We start from the raw sequence: 20763 nt of genomic DNA, 5'->3' as shown, positions 1-20763 counted from the left end.
TGGAATGAATGGTTGGCATTCTTTTACACAAAGCTAAACTTATGGTTAACGATAGTGGATGAAAGCGTTTTTAAATAGGGTGAAATTAAAGAAACGCGAGTACAAACTAAAGAAAAGTTACAGGTGAGAAGTTAATGTCAGAAGCCTAATGATATAATTCTATATAAGTTAAACTAATTTTTTACACGATAACGAAGAGGACAGAAAAAACCTGAAAAAGCGAAGCGTTCGCATTTATCACCGGATTTTCCCTTAGAAAAAAGGAATCAAAAAATCTGGGGATAACAGCGATTGGAAGGTTATTCTGTCATCGTAGTGTCAGTGTAAATATCTTTACTTCAACTTATATAGTCAGGAAAACAGCATCGGAGGGAACATGCGACTTGAAAATTGTTAGCGTTTACAATAATTTCTTCAAAAATAATATGTTTATGAAAATGCTCCTGACCTTCTCGATGATATCGATTGTCACGATCATTACATTGTCTTATATCATCTTCCTGTCGGTGTCCGACTCCACGATTCGCCGGGAACTGGCGATCCAGAAAGCGGCGATGGAACATGTGGATCGTTATATTCATCAGCAGTATGAATCGGTGCAAAACATGGTGAGGGACATGCATCAGAATGAGGCACTCTCCGCCAACATTACGTATCTGATGAACCACTCCTACGCTGAATATGTGCAGCACATGACGAATGGATATTACGCCAATCAGGACGACTATTCGGCCGATGTGTTGAAACATTTTCAGAACATTATGGATCGTAATTCGCAGATTAACCAACTCATGTTGTATAGCGCTGAGCAGCAGGATCTGTCTGCCTTTAATCAACACAAGCAGTTCCGCAAGCTGGACACCAATGTAGCTCATTCCTATATACCGGACGTGATGGCGATGGAAACGCCCAATATCAGTGCACCCAATTACTGGATTCGCAAAGAGATCAATCAATGGGACCCTGCGCTCTATTCCATCCGCGTACCGATTAATAATACACAGACGCTTCGTAATCTGGGGCAGTTTCTGGTGTTTTTTGACTCGGAGGGAATCGGGAATGCACTGGATAACTACGAGAGTAACCTGAAGGGAGAAATCGTGGTGTTATCGGCCAAAGGAACAGTCCTGTTCGACTCCAACAATCAGTATTACGGGAAAAAGTACCCTTACGTGAATGTGGCCGATTCCCTGTTTGATCAGACGGATATGGATTCGATGAAGAAGGAGCAGAACATGTATGTGAACAAGTTTGTCTCCGCGGATCAGGGTTATGTGGTTATTGGTACTGTTCCGGTGGAAGAAATGGCTGAGACCTATGCGGGGATTCGTAATACCATCATCTCCATCAGTATCGTGTGTATTCTGTTTGCCGTGTTGGTTCCGGCGTTTTTCATTATTAACTTTGCCAAACGAACCCGTCGAATCATTCGCTTTACCCAAAAAGTAAAATACGGCAACCTGACGGCTCGCATCGACGATGCGCGCGATGATGAACTGGGGCAGATCTCGCATAGCTTCAACGACATGCTGGATGAGCTGAATCTGTACATTGAACGCGTCTACAAAGCCGAGATCAAACAGAAGGAGACCGAACTGGTCGCGTTACAGGCGCGTATCAATCCTCACTTTCTCTACAATACGCTTGAAGTGATTCGAATGAGGGCCATATCCCAGGGGGCGAGAGATGTCGGCGAGATGATCTATAGCCTATCCGTATTGTTCAAGAGCCTGGTACAGCAGAAGAAGAATTACACGCTGAAGGATGAGATGGAAGCTTGCCGCTTGTATCTGGAGTTATTCCGAATCCGCTACAAGGATATTTTCATATATACGATCCAGATCGATGCTGCTTATTATCAACACCCTGTGGTCAAACTTTCGCTGCAACCCATTATTGAAAATTATGTCGTGCACGGCATTCAGACGGAACGTTCGGATAACCGATTATCGATTGTTGTGGAAGAGACGGATAATGTGATGCAGGTGGAGATCAAAGATAACGGCAAAGGCATTGATCCTGCACGCCTGACGGAAATCCTTGAAGAACTGGAACGTCCAGAAGAGTCTGGCCAGATGTTCGGACTGCGCAGTGTTCATAGTCGATTGCGCTTCCTGTATGGGCCGGAGTTCGGTATCACCATAGAGAGCACCCTCGGTGAGGGAACACGGATCAGGGTGCGTTATCCACATACAGAAGGGACGGGGGTTTAACATGTACAAGGTTTTTATTGTAGACGATGAGCCGTTCATCATTGAAGGGTTATACGATATTGTGGATTGGTCTTCATTTGGTATGGAAATTGTGAACCATGCAGGTAATGGGCAGGCAGCGTTACAAGCGCTCTCCTCTCAGCCTGTGGACATCCTGATCACGGATATATCCATGCCACTCATGAATGGTCTTGACCTGATTCGGGAAGCAAGGCGAGTGCAACCTGAGATGAAAGTCATTATCCTGAGTGGTTTCAATGAGTTCGAATATCTGAAGGAAGGCATGCAGCTGGGGATCGAAAACTATTTGCTCAAACCGATTAATGTGGAGGAATTGGAATCCACGCTTAGGAATACAGCGTCCAAGCTGGATCATACAGTGACACCTCAAACCGATGATGCGTATGGCATTCAGATTCTGAAAGATAACATTCTTCATCGATGGCTTACGGGACAGATTGCAGCTACCGAATTTGAGGAACGTGCCCGGTTTATGAACCTTTCTCTGGAAGCCTCGGATGTGGCTGTCGCTATATTGCGTGACAAAGACAAAGGGCAAACATTCGGCATGTTTGAACGTGTGGAGGAGATGCTGAAGGACAAGTCCCATCTGAATGTCTTTCATGACATCGATGGTGATCTCGTCATTGTTGCCAATGTCGAGGGTAACGAGGATGAGGAACAGAAGTTAATGGATGGTCTTCGGGCTTTATCCGATGCCATCTCAGTAACACATCCTGCGGTACGTATTGGGGCGGGCAGGTTGATGAAGGGGATATACCATGCGCCGGCCAGTTATGAGGAGGCAAAAAAGGCGCTCCAATACGTGATGATCTATCCCGATCTGAAAGTCATCGACCATGCCATCCTGGATCGTTGCGGCAACTCGGCAGCGTCCTTCTTCATTGACTGGAGGGATTACGCGAAACTGATTCTGTCCCGGAATACAGAACAACTTGCGGAGCGCATTCGTATGGATTTTGAACAGCATCGCAATGGACTTACGCCTGGGGAGTTACAGAATACCGCATTGGAAGTGGTGATTCGCTTCAAAATGGAACTGGAGAGCATCAAACACTCGGATGAGTCTGCCATATACCAACAAGGGCTTCAACTTGTGCTGGACAGTGGCACTTTTGATGAACTCGTGCGGGCGCTTCAGCAAGTTGCGGCGCAGACGATTCAATCCCTATTGCAGGATATGAAGAATCCAATTGTGAACCAAGTCCTTCAGCATATCGACAAACACTACGCAGAAGAACTTTCCCTGAAGCTGCTGGGTGCCCACTATCATCTGCATCCGGTGTATTTGGGACAGTTGTTTCATAAGGAGACTGGAGAAACGTTTGCCGAATACATCAATAAATACCGGATTGAACGTGCGAAGGAACAGCTGCGGAATACCAATCTGAAGGTACATGAGATCGCCCGAAATGTGGGGTATTGGGAGACAGGGTATTTCTATAAACAGTTCCGCAAATATGTGGGAATTTCACCGACGGATTTCAAGGTGTTTGGTTAATTTGGTGACCGGTAGATTCAACTGTACGGACGGAGATCCAAGAGACATATCGGGAACAGGAATGGCAGCATGAAGATCATGCCGTACGTTACCCGGCATGTCTCTTTCATGTAAGCGATTTATTTAAATAGGTACAAAATAGTCGTCCAAGGACGATTTCTCTTTAATTTGTACCTCGAAAACTTAAGTTTATCTTCTTTTTGTAAATGCTTTCATTCGATAAGGTTAAAGCAGTTAGTAAGTAGTGCCTAAGGGAACACGAAAAGGGAGGATCAAAGAAATGAGTAAACAAAGAAAACGCTTCTCACTCGTTCTTGCATTGTTAATGGCCGTTACACTTGTTCTTAGTGCCTGTGGAGGAAGCAAAGATGCTTCGGAATCCGGGGGAGCTGGAGACGACGCGGTAGAGTTGATCTGGTATACCATCGGTACCCCTCAGAAAGACGTCAACAAAGTGATGGAAGAAGTGAGCAAGTATACCAAAGAGAAAATTAATGCCACGGTAACGATGAAGATGGTTGACTGGGGTGACTACCCACAGAAGATGCAGGTTAACGTAGCATCCGGTGAGCCAATGGACATTCTGTTCACCTCTTCCGGTGGATTCGATTATGTACAAAATGCCAGAAAAGGTGCATTCCTTGAACTGGATGACCTGCTTGCTGAATACGGTCAGGATCTCACCAAGACCATTGATCCTGCATTCCTGAGCGGTTCGAAGGTAGACGGACACAATTACGGAATTCCAGCCAACAAAGAGCTGCCTCAACAAGAGGTATGGCGCTTTAACCAAATGCTGGTTGATAAATACAAGCTGGACACCTCTGGTGTCCGTACGTTAGACAGTCTGGAGCCTTTGCTGAAAACGATCAAGGAAAACGAGGCAAGTGTAACACCTTTTGCCATGGATAAAAACTATGTTCCTTACGTGCCGTATGACTATGTCATTCAGAATCTGCCGATGGCAATCAAGCTGGATACAACGGACTATAAGCTCGTGAACATATTGGAAACACCTGAAATGAAAGAAGCACTTACGACGATGCACAAATATTACAAAGCCGGTTATGTATCGGCAGAAGCAGCTACAACAGGTTCCACGAACGACCTGACAACATCGGGCAACTGGTTCCTGGATCGTGCACAGACACAGCCGCTCGCGGACAACCAATGGTCTGCAAGTTACGGTTATCAAGTTGTTTCAACACCTGCAAGTGAAGCGATTATAACGAATACATCTGTACAAGGTTCCATTATGGCGATCTCGGCTAACTCGGAATATCCAGAAAAAGCGATGGAGTTCCTGAACCTGCTGAATACAGATCCTGTGCTGCGCAATATGGTGGACTCCGGTATCGAGGGCACACACTACAAAAAAGTGGATGACACGCATATGGAAAATCTGCCTGAATCGAAAAACTACGATATGCCTTCATACTCCCTTGGGAATAACATGCTGCTCTATCTGAACAGCAATGACCCGGACAACAAATGGGATGAGTTCAAGAAGTTTAACGCTGAAGGTACCAATTCCCCGATCCTCAGCTTTAACTTTGATTCAAGCAATGTATCTGCCGAACTGACGGCGGTACAGAACGTGAAAGAGCAGTATTGGGCAGCACTGATGACAGGTACACTGGACCCGGCAGCCAATCTGGATCAAGTGATTGAGAAGTTCAATCAAGCCGGACTGGAGAAAGTAATGGCGGAAGCCCAAAGCCAGCTGGATGCCTGGAGAGCGGAAAACAAGTAAGAGTACATCGTAAGGATCGGGCGGCTGCTTATCGCGTCCGGTCCTTTTTCATTCAAGCCTGAAGGAGGAACTCCACAATGACTACATTTTTGAAAAACCTGATTAGAAACCGGGTCATGCTGTTCATGGTGCTGCCAGGCGCCATCTGGTTCTTCTTCTTCTCCTACTTGCCTCTTGTGGGTACAGTGGCTGCCTTTAAGGAATATCGGTTCAGCCGTGAAGGGTTCTGGGCAAGTCTGATGAAGAGCGAATGGGTAGGCTGGGACAATTTCAAATTCCTGTTCAGCACAAGTGACGCATGGCTTATTACACGCAACACCCTCTTTTATAACATCGCCATTATCTTCCTGGGACTGGTATTCGCTGTGGCATTGGCAATCCTGCTCTCGGAACTGGTTAATAAACGACTCGCCAAACTATATCAAACTGGCATGTTTCTGCCGTATTTTCTATCCTGGGTTATCGTTGGTTACTTCGCTTTCAGCTTCTTGAGCATGGACCGCGGGATGTTGAATCAGATTATCGGCTGGTTCGGGATGGAACCGATTCAGTGGTACTCCGAGGCAAAATATTGGCCGTATATTCTCGTATTCGTAGCGTTATGGAAAACGATTGGTTATAGCAGCGTTGTCTATCTGGCTTCCATTCTGGGGATTGATAAATCTCTCTATGAAGCAGCCATGATCGATGGAGCAAGCAAGTGGCAGCAGATTCGTAACATTACGATTCCATTGCTGTCACCCATCATTACGATTATGACCTTGCTGGCCGTAGGCCGCATTTTCTATGCCGACTTTGGACTGTTCTATCAGGTGCCAAGGGATTCGGGTACGCTCTATTCCGTTACCAATGTTATTGATACGTACGTATATCGTGGATTGAAAACAAGTGGTGAAATTGGCATGAGCACAGCTGCGGGATTGTATCAATCCGTCGTGGGCTTTGTACTCGTTATAATTTCCAACTATGTTGTGCGCAAAGTAGATAAAGACAGCAGCCTATTCTAGGACAGGGAAAGGAGTGAACCACCATGGCTCAAGCAGGGCTTGTTAAAAAACGCGACTTCCACCACGTATCCAGCGGCTGGAACGTAATCATGAACATCATCGCCGGTCTATTCGCTCTGATCTGTGTATTTCCTTTTATATTTGTAGTCATCATCTCGTTTACGGACGAGAAAGCACTGGCCCGTGATGGATATCGTCTGATTCCGGCAGAATGGAGTCTGGCGGCATATCAATTTGTCTGGCAGAGCGGGGATACGCTGCTGCGGGCGTATGGAGTTACCATTTTGGTGACGGTACTTGGTACCATCATCAGTCTGATTCTTATGTCGCTATATGCGTATGCGATCTCCCGAAAGAGCTTCAGATATCGGAGATTTTTCTCCATCTTTGCGATTCTGACCATGTTGTTTAACGGCGGGATGATTCCAACCTATATGGTTGTATCCCAGCTGCTTGGACTGAAAGATACGTTATGGGCACTGATTCTGCCCCTGGCGATGAATGCCTTCTACATCATGATCCTGCGTACATTCTACTCCACCAGTGTGCCGGATGCAGTCATTGAATCGGCGAAAATTGATGGTGCCGGAGAATTCTATACCTTTATGAAAATTGTAATTCCACTCTCCTTGCCGGGACTGGCAACCATCGGGTTGTTCAGTACACTTGGTTACTGGAATGATTGGTTCAATGCGCTGTTGTACATCGATAATCCCAATCTGGTGCCGCTGCAATCCATGCTGATGCGGATTGAGTCGAGCATCCAGTTCATCCAGCAGAACTCTGCTAACAGTTCGATGAGTCTGGCAGCCATGCAGTCCATTCCGCAGGATACGTCCCGAATGGCGATGGTTGTGCTTGCCACGTTGCCAATTATATTCGCTTATCCGTTCTTCCAGCGTTATTTTGTACAGGGTCTGACGGTGGGCGCGGTCAAAGAATAAACGGATCTTGCTATAGGATTGGAGAGATGCAGATTGATAACTTACAAGGACCAAAGCAAATCCGTAGAGGAACGGGTACAACACCTGCTGAGCCTGATGACTACGGAAGAAAAGGTAGGCCAACTTACGCAGCCATTTGGCTGGCAGACCTATACGAATGATCAGGGGAACATCACATTAAATGAATCCTTTAAGCAGCAAGTGGAGAATGGCGGCATTGGCTCCCTCTATGGTGCACTTCGGGCAGATCCCTGGACTGGCGTTACACTGGAAAATGGACTATCTGCCAGAGAAGGCGCTGAGGCGGTTAACCTGATTCAACGTTATGCGGTAGAGCATTCCAGACTGGGCATTCCCATCCTGATTGGGGAGGAGTGCTCACATGGTCATATGGCCATTGACGGGACGGTCTATCCCGTTCCCCTTTTACTGGGGAGCACATGGAATGTGGATCTATACCGGGAGATGTGTCAGGCAGTAGCGCGGGAGACACGTGCTCAAGGCGGTGCGGTCACCTATTCTCCGGTACTGGATGTTGTGCGTGATCCGCGCTGGGGGCGTACGGAGGAATGTTTCGGTGAAGATCCGTTTCTCATTGGAGAACTGGCAGTTGCTTCCGTGGAAGGACTTCAAGGTGAAAGTCTGGATCGGGACGATGCAGTTGCTGCTACGTTAAAACATTTTGTCGGTTACGGCAGCTCGGAAGGTGGACGCAATGCAGGGCCTGTACATATGGGCTGGCGTGAACTGCTGGAAGTGGATCTGTATCCATTCCGTAAAGCTGTAGAAGCAGGTGCAGTTTCCATCATGCCGGCGTATAACGAAATTGATGGCACACCTTGTACGGTAAATACCGAACTGCTGGAAGATGTTTTGCGTAAAGATTGGGGCTTTGATGGTCTGGTTATTACGGATTGTGGCGCGATCAACATGTTGGCTAGTGGGCATGATGTCGCGACGGATGGACTGGATGCATCGGTGCAGGCGATTGAGGCAGGCATCGATATGGAAATGTCCGGTGAGATGTTCGAGCAATATCTGGTGCAGGCGGTGGCAGAAGGCAAGCTTGATGTGCAGGTTCTGGATCAGGCTGTCTCTCGCGTGCTGGCGTTGAAGTTCAGACTGGGCTTATTCGAACAGCCTTATGTGGATGCTGATCGGGCAACAGAAGTGATTGGCAGTGAACAGCATATTCAGCTCGCACGCCAGTTGGCGGCAGAAGGCGTTGTGCTTCTCAAAAATGAGGCTGACACGCTACCTTTATCGATAGGAAATTTGGGCCGGATTGCCGTCATTGGCCCCAATGCCGATCAGGCCTACAATCAGCTGGGTGATTACACGTCTCCGCAACCGAAGTCGAAAGTGGCGACGGTACTGGATGGCATTCGCAGTAAGCTGGCTAATCGTATGGATTTGCAAACGGAGAAGAGTTCTGTTGGTTTTGTGACTGATGGCAGCAGTGTAGATCAGGTTCTCTATGCACCAGGATGCCGGATTAAAGGTGATTCAAAAGAAGGATTTGAGCGGGCTATCGAAGTTGCCAGTCAGGCAGATACCGTCATTATGGTGGTTGGCGGCTCCAGTGCGCGTGACTTTGGAGAAGGAACAATTGATCTGAAGACGGGCGCTTCCAATGTATCGGATCACTCATGGAACGATATGGAGTGCGGTGAAGGGATCGACCGAATGACGCTGGGTCTTGCCGGAGTACAGTTGGAACTCATTCAGGAGATTCACAAGCTCGGCAAAAAGCTTGTCGTTGTCTACATTAATGGTCGTCCCATCACGGAACCTTGGGTGGATGAACATGCCGATGCAATTCTGGAGGCGTGGTATCCGGGTCAAGAGGGCGGGCATGCCATTGCAGATATTCTATTCGGTGATGTGAATCCGTCAGGCAAATTGACGATCTCCATTCCGAAGCATGTCGGCCAATTACCGATCTATTACAACGGCAAACGTTCCCGAGGCAAGCGTTACCTCGAAGAGGATTTGGAGCCACGTTATGCATTTGGGTACGGACTGAGTTATACCACATTTGAGTACAGTGAACCGCAGCTGAGTGATGCATCCATGACAGCGGGGGATTCAGTCACGGTGTCTGTGAATGTGACCAACACCGGCCCTTATGCAGGTGCAGAAGTTGTACAGATGTACATCTCGGACGTGGTTAGCTCACTGACTCGTCCTGCCAAGGAACTGAAGGGGTTTGCGAAAGTGAACCTGGAGCCTGGAGAGACACAGACCGTGGAATTCCGAATCGGAGCGGAGCAGTTGCAGTATATTGGTCGTGATTTGAAGCCTGTCGTTGAACCGGGCCTGTTTCATATTCATATCGGCGGCAGCGTAAACGATACGCATATGACCGAACTGACCGTAAGGGAGGCGTAAGACTGTGGAACGTATCAGACGATTGATTCGCGAGTTGTCCGAACATCAGTGGCTGGAGCAATTGCAGCTGCGCAGCTGGGACATTACTCGTGCTTATTACAATGTGCCAGGACAGTATGAGGATCAGGGTGAGTACCCGGAAGGGCAAGATTATGAGCGTTTTCCGAGCAAACAGGGAACAACTTATTTCTTCAGAACACGTTTGGAGATCCCTGCTACATGGCAGCAAGCGCCTTATGGGCTTGTATTTGAAACGGGGGGAGAAGGTTTACTGCGGGTGAATGGACACTCCTACCAGGGATTGGACCGCAATCATACCTACGTCACACTTGATCCGTCCAAAGTCGGGACCAACCCAGAACTTGAGATTGAGATGTTCGATCCAGTACCTGAACCTGTGGACCCCTTGAATCAACAGGCGGTTATTCAGCCGCCGATCACATCGATTACGAGCCTGCTGGTAAGACCAAATGAAGCCGTTCGCAGTCTCATGTACACCGTCATTATTGTGCGTGATTCGGCTGTGCTGCTGCCAGAGAGTGACTTCAGGCGGGTTCGTCTGTTGGAAGCCATCTATCGTGCGATGGACCAATTTGTAGGCATGTCAGCAGAAGAGATCAAGCAGGAGGAAGGTATTCGTCGGATTGAGCATAATCTGAAGCATCATGTACGTGAGATTGGCGGTAACGCAGAAGGTCTGGAGCATATGGTGGGACAGTCCCATATTGATATTGCGTGGCTGTGGCCTGTACGTGAGACGGTACGCAAAACGAGCCGTACCTTCTCCACCGTGGACGCACTCATGAATGAATATCCAGACTATGTGTATTCCCAGAGTCAACCCTTGTTATATGCATTCCTGAAGGAACATGATCCCGAATTGTACGCACGCGTGAAGCAGCGGATTGCAGAAGGACGTTGGGAACTGGTTGGCGGCATGTGGGTTGAGCCGGATCTGAACATCCCAAGCGGCGAGTCTCTGATTCGCCAGATGTTATACGGTCAGCGTTTCTATATGGAGGAATTCGGCAAGACATCACAAATTGAATGGTTGCCGGATACATTCGGGTATTGTGCCTCCCTGCCACAGATTTTGAAACATGGCAATGTGGAATATTTCATGACAACAAAGCTGGGATGGAACGACACGAATGTGTTTCCGTACGATCTCTTCCATTGGGTGGGCATTGACGGCACACCCATTCTGTCTTACCTCAATCATGGTGTTAATGAGAACACCCTGCCAAAAGATATTCACGATCACTGGCAATCCTACCGTGAGAAAGCAGCCCATCCGGAGCATATGCTTCTATATGGACACGGAGATGGTGGCGGCGGGGTAACACGCGAGATGCTGGAGTATATGGATCGCGCAGAACTGATGGTTGGACAGCCTGCAAGCCGTTATAGCACAGCTGGAGCTTTCTTTGCCGGAATTGAAAAGGAACAACCTGTACTTCCGAAGTGGCATGGTGATCTGTATCTGGAGTTACATCGGGGAACCTACACGACACATGCGCGCAATAAGCGCAACAATCGGAAAGCGGAGGTTCTGTATCGAGAAGCTGAGTTGTGGAATACACTCGCTCAACCGGATATGGAGGCGAATACCGAAGCTGAAGTGCGTTCAGCACTGCATGACGGCTGGAAATTGATTTTGCTGAATCAATTCCACGATATTATACCGGGATCGGCGATTACAGAGTCCTACGTGACTTCGAATGAGGAATATGTACAGGTATTTGAATTAGGTAGAACCGGACTGCATCAAGGCATTGCAGCATTGACAACGGCTATCAACACCAAGGGACCAGAAGGTTCACTAGCCTATGTTGTATTCAACAGCCTGGGCTGGAAACGGAGTGCAGTCGTTCAACTTTCTGTGCAGGATGGCTTGGATCGCTATGGCGTCGATGAAGAAGGCCAACGCCTGCGGATGGATCGGGAGGATGGCAGCATGTCTATTCTCGTGACAGACATTCCGGCGTTTGGATATAAAACGATCTGGCTGGTACCGGAAAACACAAGGGAAACGAATGTACAGGAAATGACCAACCTTGCCGCACAACCAACCTTTAATGATACATGGGATACCGCTCTTTATCATATACAGTTCAACGAACGCGGGGAGATCACCCGTCTGTGGGATAAGACCGCAGAGCGCGAGATGCTGAAGCCAGGTGAACGTGGCAATCAACTTCACTTCTTCCACGACCGTCCGACACTCTGGGATGCATGGGATATCGACAGTCGTTATGAGGAACAGATTGCTGGCGAAGTGGAACTGTTGGAGAAAAAGCTGGTGCTGGCGGGTACAACGAAGGATGTCCTGCGCTTCCGGTGGAAGCTACATCAATCGGAAATCACACAAGATATCGTCTTTTATCACGACTCACGGCGAATCGACTTCCAGACACACGTGAACTGGAATGAAGATCACAAACTTCTGAAAGTCGGCTTCCCTATTGATGTGGTGACCTCCAAAGCGACATTTGAGATTCCATTTGGCGCACTGGAACGTCCAACGCATCGTAACACAAGCTGGGAACAAGCCCAGTATGAGGTCTGCGGACATCGCTTCGCAGATGTATCCGAATATGGATACGGCGTGAGCGTGCTCAATGATTGCAAATACGGTTATGACGTGCAAGGCAGCACGATTCGTTTGTCCTTGTTGCGTGCCCCAAAATGGCCTGACCGCACGGCTGATCTGGGAGAACATGAATTCACATATTCCCTGTACCCGCACGACGGAGACTGGAGAAACGCACACACCGTACGTCAGGCAGCTGAACTGAACACGGAAGTGGTCGTGCAACAAGTAGAGCAAACACAACAGCCACAACAAGTGCAATCGATGGAACAGGTGCAGCAGATGGATCAATCACAACAAAGCACAGGGGCTGAAGTATATCCAACGGCAGATGTAACAGTAACTGCTGCACACCCACGTCCAGCAACTGGATCATGGATTAACTTCGAAAGCCAGCATGTCATTCTGGATACCGTCAAACTGGCAGAGGATGGACAAGGCACCGTGCTGCGTTTTTATGAGTCGTCAGGCAAACGCGAAAACATCACATTGCAATGGCCACATGCGTTCGAGCAAGCCTATCACTCCAACGCACTGGAAGAACCAATCAAACCACTGGCCCACACGAACGGCCAGATCACACTATCTTTTAAACCTTACGAAATACAAACCGTGCTACTGCGGTAAACCTTTTTGAAATATTTCGAGCTATATATGTTCAACTAAAAATTTACACAATAACGGAGAGGACAGAAAGAATTCGAAGAAGCGAAGCGTTCGCCTTTATTCCCAGATTTTACCCTTTAGAAAAGGGAATCAAAAAAATCTGGGGATAACAGCGATCGGAGGATATTTCTGACCGCGCAGTGGTCCCGTGTAAATTTTTTGTTTCATCCTGTATAGCTACACCATTCAATTTGTTTAAGGAGTTGCACTCATCCATGGAACAGTTTAGATTACCCAAAATACCCATGCCGCCTGTTGCTTTGCCACAATCCATTCAGGCCGTGCTCGAAGAAGCAGAACAGAAACTGGCTCACAGGCCAAAGCTGCTACAATTATTCAAAAACTGCTTCCCCAATACCATCGAAACAACCACTAAGTTGATGGAGGACGGTACCACTTTTGTCATCACAGGAGATATTCCGGCTTCCTGGCTGCGTGATTCGGTGGAGCAGGTCGTACACTACATTCCGTTTGCAAAAGAAGACGAGGACCTGCAACGCATCATCGGCGGGCTGATCAAACGTCATATCCAGTACGTTCACATCGATCCATATGCCAATGCCTTCAATGAGACGGCCAACGACTGGCACTGGAATACCACGGACGAGACCGAGATGTCACCTTGGGTGTGGGAACGCAAATTTGAGATTGACTCATTATGTTTCGTTGTGCGCCTGGCCTATCTATATTGGAAGGAAACCGAGCTGACTGACATTTTTGATTCCAGTTTCAAGGCAGCGATGCGTAAAATTGTGGATCTGTTCAAAGTCGAACAGCATCATATGGAACAATCTCCGTATCGCTTCACTCGCAATAACGGTATCCCGACAGATTCCTTGCGCAATCACGGAAAAGGCATGCCAGTCAACTACACAGGTATGATCTGGTCCGGTTTCCGTTCCAGTGATGATGCGTGTGACTTCCACTACAACATTCCAGGCAACATGTTCGCGGTTGTTGCTCTGCGTCAGATGCAGGAGTTTGCCGAGTGGGTATTCAGGGATATGGAAATTTTGCAGGAGTTGAAGGATCTGGAGCAGGACGTGGATCACGGCATTCAGCTGTATGGTATTTATCGTCATCCCGAATTTGGACCGATTTATGCGTACGAGACGGACGGTTATGGCAACCACTGTCTCATGGACGATGCCGGTACACCGGGACTCATGTCCATCCCCTATCTGGGTTACGTCACGGCGGATGATCCAATCTATCAGAATACGCGCCGCTTTGCTCTGAGCAAAGAGAATCCATTTTACTATGAGGGTAAGGTTGCCAAAGGAATCGGTAGCCCGCACACCCCGCCGAATTATATCTGGCATATGGGATTGTCCATGCAAGGATTGACTGCGCAGTCTGCCGAGGAGAAACTGGAGATTATCCGCATGCTTGAAGCGACAGATGCAGATACCGGATATATGCATGAAGGCTTCCACGCCGATGATCCAACGATCTTTACACGAAAATGGTTTGCATGGTCCAACAGCCTGTTCTCCCAGTTGGTCTATACATCCATGAAGGATGGCCTATTATGAGTATCCAACCTAAGGATCAAAAGCTGATTATCTTCGCTGACCCTGCGTTTCCAGTGGATGGGGCTTTTCCAACTGAACAGGCTCTGAATACGTGGGAAGCAGTCAAAGAGATTAGTGTTGTGAACGCTGATGAACTTGCAGAGGCGTTGAAAGCGACGGCTGGTGAAGGATGTTTTATCAATCTGCATGCACCCTATTTCCCCAAGTCCGCCTGGACGGAGATTGCAGCTTATCTGCATCAGGGTGGAAGCTTGATCAGTGTGGGGGGCGCACCATTTAAACGCCCGGTTCGATATGAGAATGGGGCATGGGTTGTAGAGTCCGAGCAGACCGCCTATCACCAGGAGCTCTATATTCATGAGGCGTTAAACGTATCTGCTGACGGTGTGCAATCGTTCACTTCATCTGAACAGATCCCGCTTCTGGCCGGAAAAGAAGGACTTTTCGAGATTTCAGATACATGGAATCTGGTTCCGCATACGACCAAAAACAGTGATTTGCCACACCAGATGGGTTCAGCAGGCACGATGAGTACACAGATTCACTCTTTGCTTCGCGGGATCAACAAGGATGATCGAAGCATTGCTGCTCCAATCGTCCTATGGGAAAATTCCCGGGGGACTTTCGTTGGTTCGCGCTGGATGTTTGTACATCTGCCGTTGACTCCTTCATTCTGGGAGCAGGATGGCGCAGGCGAGATGGTGAAGTGGGCACAATTCTGTGCGCAAGGTGTCACCGAGCTAACCCTGAAAACGAATTATGCTTCGTATGAGCCAGATGAGCGGGCAGTTCTCACACTTCAAGGTCAGATTTTACAGCGAGCAGGCAACAGATGTACAGCGTCTGAGCTGTGGACATTCGACATAACAGTGGAGCATGAGAATCGCGCTAATGGCATGGCAGAAAAGGTATGGAGCCATCGACTGGAGATGGAACTTTCCGGTGAACAGCGTTTCGAACGCATACTTCTCCCGGTTTCCATTGAAAGTGGATTGTATCGGATTGTGAGCCGTGCACAGGCACCTGATGGGGAAGTTCGAATCCTTCGGCAAGGCTTCTGGGGACAGGATGCCGCATTGCTGGCAGAAGGGGAAGTAATCACCCGCAGCAGAGATTATTTTGTGAAAGATGGACGACCTCTCCCTGTTGTGGGTATGACCTACATGACCTCGGATGTGGCACGGAAATTTCTGTTTCTGCCGAACGCGGATGTCTGGGATCGCGACATGGCACAGATGGCGAAAGCCGGGATCAACTGGATTCGGACGGGAATCTGGACCGCTTATCGCAATATGATGCAGGTGGACGGTCACATGGCTGAGGACGTGCTGCGTGCCATTGATGCTTTCCTGTTAACAGCGAAGCGGCATGGTTTGCAGGTCACGTTTACCTTCTTCTCCTTTACACCGGAGACATGGGAAGGGACGAATCCGTATTTGGACCAGCAAAGTGTCGAAGCACAGAAACGTTTCATCCGCAGCATCGTTAGTCGTCACACGCATACAACGCATGTGGACTGGGATCTGATTAATGAGCCATCGATGTTTGATCCAGTACAGATTTTTTCGGCTGGCCCACGCTCCACGAGGGATGCGTATGAACAGCAGGCTTTTGTAGAGTGGCTTCAGCAGCGGCATCAGACGATTGAAGCATTGCAGGAAGCATGGAACATGTCACCGAAGCAGCTTCCCAATTTTGCAGCAGCGGCCATTCCGGAGGCAGAAGAGATTAATTTTGATGTACAGGATATGCACAAGGCCAAAAAAGGAACACGCTGGCTCGATTATTGTCTCTTTTCTATGGAGATGCACAATGTTTGGGCAAGAGAGCTTGTAGGTACGATCAAGGATCTGGTTCCCGATCATCTGGTCACCGTGGGGCAGGATGAAGCCCTTGGTGCGCAGCGCCCTTCGCCGTTCTTCTATGAACGTGAAGTGGATTATACTACGGTGCATTCCTGGTGGTTAAACGATGATCTGATCTGGGACGGTATTTTCGCCAAAACGCCACATAAGCCCAATCTCATTCAGGAGACGGGCATCATGTATGTGGAAACCCCGGATGGACGAGCCAAACGTACGGAAGAAGAGCTGCGCGGCATTCTCGAACGCAAGTACGCCTATGCTTTCTCGACAGGTGGCGCAGGAGCAGTGCAATGGATCTGGAACACGAACTTCTATATGGATAATGCCAATGAGTCTCATATCGGAGCGCTGCGTGCAGATGGCACGGAGAAGCCAGAGGCGGATGTGTCTTATGATTTTGGCCGATTCATGCATGGCATTCGTGATCTCTTTGAAGACCGCGAGTTGGAGGATATTGCCGTGGTGTTCCCGTATTCCAATGACTTTTCCAATCGTGCTCTAGCCTATGATGCCACAACAAAACTGACTCGCGTGATGTCCTATGATCTGAAACTGCCATTCCGTGCGTTATCCGAATATCATCTGGAAGCGTTGGAGCAGGAGCCACCGAAGCTGGTTATCGTGCCGAGTCCGCATAATATGGACAGCGACGCACTGCATCAATTGCTCACGTTTGCAGAGAAGGAAGGCACGAGCCTGCTCATTACAGGGCCGCTGGGATTGGATGCGTACTGGAAAACAAGTGACCGGGCAGATCATATCGTCGGCCAACGCAGTCTGGGTAACGTGCAGCGGGAAGAGCTGCTGAATATTAATGGCGTGAATCACCGGGTGACCTATGGACGACGTCGGATCGCCGAGGTGGCGAAGGAGACTTTACTTCATGGGGATAAGGGTACACCAGATGAAGTAACTGTTTTGCCTTTGGGTAAAGGAAAATTGATCTGGACCCCACTGCCGCTCGAGTTAAACGGACGGGATGAACCACTTGCTGAATTGTATCGTTATGCCACTGAGATTTCGGGCGTCGAACAGGAGCTGGAATGGATATCCGGTGGGGATATCGCTGGAATCTACGGCCGGAAGTTGAGTTTTCCAAAAGGAAATCTGTATGTATTCGTATCGGAGTTTGCCTTGAACCATGAAGTTCATGTGAGAGATCAACGTACGGGTGTATCGTATGCGTTCCAATTGGAGAAAAATCGTTCGGTGCTGTTTGCCACAGATGCTGCCGGAGAGCTGAAGGCCGTATATCGCCCGGATGAGGTTGAGATTGTACAACATGAGGAAAGAGGTGGCGTAACACGATGATCAACCGGACAAACAAGTCGAAGAGAGCGCACATTATTTCGCATACCCACTGGGATCGGGAATGGTACTTGCCGTATGAGAAGCATCATATGCGGCTCGTTCAGCTCGTCGATTCACTGTTGGATCAGCTGGATGAAGGATCAGACTATAAAAGCTTTTATTTGGATGGACAAACGATTATCATCGAAGATTATCTTCAGGTTCGCCCGGAGCAGAAGGAAAGACTGGAGAAGCATATCCGCAATGGCCGGATTGTGATTGGACCATGGTACATTCTACAGGATGCCTTTCTGACGAGTGGAGAAGCCAATGTACGCAACATGCAGGTTGGACATAAGGACGCCAAGCGTTATGGTACCCCTTCGAAAATTGGTTATTTTCCCGATACATTCGGATTGGTCGGACAGACTCCGCAGCTGATGCAGCAATCCGGCATTGATAATGTGTTCTTTGGCCGGGGTGTGAAGCCTACGGGCTTCAATAATACGGTATCGGATGCCGGATATGAATCAAGCTTCTCGGAGCTGATGTGGGAAGGGCCAGACGGATCGAAAGTACTCGGCGTATTATTCGCCAACTGGTACTCCAACGGGAATGAAGTTCCGGTAGACGAGGCTTCGGCCCGAAAGTTCTGGGAAACCAAGCTTGCCGACGCGGAGAAATATGCATCCACGAATGAGTTGTTATACATGAACGGATGTGATCACCAGCCGATTCAGCGAGACCTGCCGGAAGCGATTCGTATGGCTGAGCAATTATATCCCGATATCGAGTTCATTCACTCGAACTTTCCAGATTATCTGACTGCCCTGAGAGCATCGGCTGAACATGAGCTGTCCACGGTCAAAGGTGAACTGCGCAGCCAACGTACCGATGGCTGGGGAACTCTAGTGAACACTGCCTCGGCTCGTGTGTATCTGAAACAGATGAACCAGCTGGGCCAGACCATGCTGGAAAAGGTGGCTGAACCCCTGGCATCCTATGCCTATCTGCTTGGGCATGCCTATCCACATGATCAGCTGACATATGCCTGGAAAACGCTTATGCAGAATCACCCGCATGACAGCATCTGTGGATGCAGTGTGGATGAGGTGCATCGCGAGATGGTGACGCGATTTGATAAGAGCCGCCATGTGGCAGAAGCATTAATTGAGGACAGCACCAATCAGATTGCCACAGCCGTGGATACCTCCATCTTTGCACGCTATGGCGAAAGTGCTCGACCTGTTGTGGTATTTAATACAACGGGCTGGGAACGTAGCGGTGTGGTTCAGATGGAACTGGATGCGGCTCGGTTATATTTCCGGGAAGGATACACGCTGGAAGAGATGGCGGTGCAGATGAAAGCTGTTGACCTGTCAGATCGTATCCTGGTAGATGAAGAGGGTACGCAGATTCCATGTACGGTGGAGGATCTGGGTCTGCAATTCGGCTATGATCTGCCGGATGATCGCTTCCGCCAGCCGTATAGCTGTCGGCGTGTTCGTCTTCGTTTTGAAACAGAGAATGTAGCTGCATTTGGTCTGAAGACCTATGCATTGGTCAACTTTACGGATGCCGCAACGAGTGGTATTCCATCACAAACGACTACCTTGTTGCGTGGGGAACGTGGCGTGGAAAATCAACATATGATCGTCACGATAGCGAACAATGGTTCATTCACCCTCACGGATAAACGGACAGGCCGGACCTACAAAGACCTTGGCGTGTACGAAAATGTGGGCGATATCGGTAATGAATACATGTTCAAGCAGCCAGAGAACGAAGTGGCGCGAACAACACGCGACCTTCAAGCAGAGATTCGGGTTCTTGAGGATACTTCCTACTCGGCCTCGTTCGAAGTGATTCATCATTGGGAAATACCGGAGTCAGCGGATGAAACGCTGGACAAGGAACAGAGAGAACTGATTTATTATCCACATCGCAAAGCCCAGCGTTCAACTAAAATGATTCCCCTCCAGATCCGTACGGTTATATCATTAAGCCGTAGTGGAAAAGGAGTGCAAATGGAAACCACCTTCAACAATCAGGCGAAGGATCATCGGGTGCGCGCACTCTTCCCAACAGATCTTGTATCTGCTGTTCATCATGTGGACTCCATGTTTGAAATTGCGACACGTGATAACACACCTGCACCGGAGTGGCAAAATCCAAGCAATACACAACATCAACAGAGTTTTGTGGATGTGAGTGAAAAAGATGCGGGATTGGTCGTAGCCAATCTGGGTCTGAACGAATATGAAGTTCTTCAGGATGGACGAAACACCATCGCCGTTACGTTGCTTCGTGCTGTGGGCGAACTTGGAGACTGGGGATTGTTCCCGACACCGGAAGCACAATGCCTTGGTGAACATACATTTCAGATCGAGGTTATTCCTCACGATGGCAATGGTGCAGCGTCAGGTGCATATAAGGAGGCCTACCAGTTCCAAGTTCCATGGACATTGGCACAGACGGAAGTACATCCGGGTTATCTGACACCTAGCAGCACACCATTGGCATGGCAAGGAGACGGCTTGGCTTTTTCCTCACTCAAGGTGAATGAAGACTCCGGTGATGTGATGCTCCGTTGGTACAATATGACCACCGAGTCCGTTAACTTGAAGCTTGCTGCATCGCAAGCAAATCCGCAACCATTCGAATTGGCGTATAAGAGCAACATATTGGAAGAAGAGGGCGAAAGGCTCCATACCCACAGCATAGAAGAGGCATCAACATTATCATTTGCCAGTAAGGAATGGAACATACAGGCTGATTCATGTGAGATCATCACTGTCGGCTTGCGCCGCTAAACGAGGTTGAAAAACAGATTTTTGGACATGCACTAAAAGGTACAGGACTACTAGTATGCGATGAATCAGGTATTACGTATGGTGGTGGAAGGGGTACGCTATTTACCAGATGTATCTGTTGAGTTATTGGTTGTTTTTCTATAGAATGAACAGTAGAATTGCAAACGATCG

The 20763-nt window shown here is 48.6% G+C and carries 10 protein-coding genes; all 10 read left to right on the top strand.

Features of this window, described 5'->3' with window-relative positions:
• Positions 1-425 precede the first annotated feature (425 nt).
• The 10 genes from MKX40_RS25285 (at position 426) to MKX40_RS25240 (ending at position 20592) form a co-directional block, all read left to right on the top strand.
• Entirely contained in the window at positions 426-2213 is a 1788-nt protein-coding gene (locus MKX40_RS25285) for a sensor histidine kinase (RefSeq protein ID WP_339243199.1), read from the top strand.
• Between the two features lies 1 nt (position 2214).
• Positions 2215-3735: a response regulator transcription factor gene (locus MKX40_RS25280; RefSeq protein WP_339237458.1), complete on the top strand. Its 1521-nt coding sequence runs from the start codon at positions 2215-2217 to the stop codon at positions 3733-3735.
• A 280-nt stretch (positions 3736-4015) separates the two neighbouring features.
• A complete protein-coding gene (locus MKX40_RS25275) occupies positions 4016-5488 on the top strand; it encodes an ABC transporter substrate-binding protein (RefSeq protein ID WP_124117530.1) in 1473 nt (490 codons plus the stop codon).
• A gap of 77 nt (positions 5489-5565) precedes the next feature.
• Positions 5566-6495, top strand: a complete 930-nt coding sequence (locus tag MKX40_RS25270) for an ABC transporter permease subunit (protein ID WP_339237455.1) — start codon at positions 5566-5568, stop codon at positions 6493-6495.
• A 23-nt stretch (positions 6496-6518) separates the two neighbouring features.
• Positions 6519-7439 carry a carbohydrate ABC transporter permease gene (locus tag MKX40_RS25265; protein WP_062837930.1) on the top strand — a complete coding sequence of 307 codons (921 nt, stop codon included), beginning with the start codon at positions 6519-6521 and terminating at the stop codon, positions 7437-7439.
• A 33-nt stretch (positions 7440-7472) separates the two neighbouring features.
• Positions 7473-9830: a glycoside hydrolase family 3 N-terminal domain-containing protein gene (locus tag MKX40_RS25260; RefSeq protein ID WP_339237452.1), complete on the top strand. Its 2358-nt coding sequence runs from the start codon at positions 7473-7475 to the stop codon at positions 9828-9830.
• 4 nt (positions 9831-9834) lie between these two features.
• Positions 9835-13050, top strand: a complete 3216-nt coding sequence (locus MKX40_RS25255; RefSeq protein WP_339237449.1) for an alpha-mannosidase — start codon at positions 9835-9837, stop codon at positions 13048-13050.
• Positions 13051-13304: 254 nt separating this feature from the next.
• Positions 13305-14624, top strand: coding sequence for a glycoside hydrolase family 125 protein (locus MKX40_RS25250; protein ID WP_339237447.1), 1320 nt, complete (start codon positions 13305-13307; stop codon positions 14622-14624).
• Positions 14621-17800: a beta-galactosidase gene (locus MKX40_RS25245; RefSeq protein ID WP_339237445.1), complete on the top strand. Its 3180-nt coding sequence runs from the start codon at positions 14621-14623 to the stop codon at positions 17798-17800. Before MKX40_RS25250 ends, MKX40_RS25245 begins: the two co-directional genes overlap by 4 nt.
• Entirely contained in the window at positions 17797-20592 is a 2796-nt protein-coding gene (locus tag MKX40_RS25240) for an alpha-mannosidase (RefSeq protein ID WP_339237443.1), read from the top strand. The genes MKX40_RS25245 and MKX40_RS25240 overlap by 4 nt, the downstream gene beginning before the upstream one ends.
• Positions 20593-20763: the final 171 nt, after the last annotated feature.

It is taken from the genome of Paenibacillus sp. FSL R5-0517 (genome assembly GCF_037974355.1).
Classification (GTDB): domain Bacteria; phylum Bacillota; class Bacilli; order Paenibacillales; family Paenibacillaceae; genus Paenibacillus.
The sequence above is the reverse complement of the archived record's forward strand: the minus strand, read 5'-3'. Positions and strand labels throughout refer to the sequence as shown.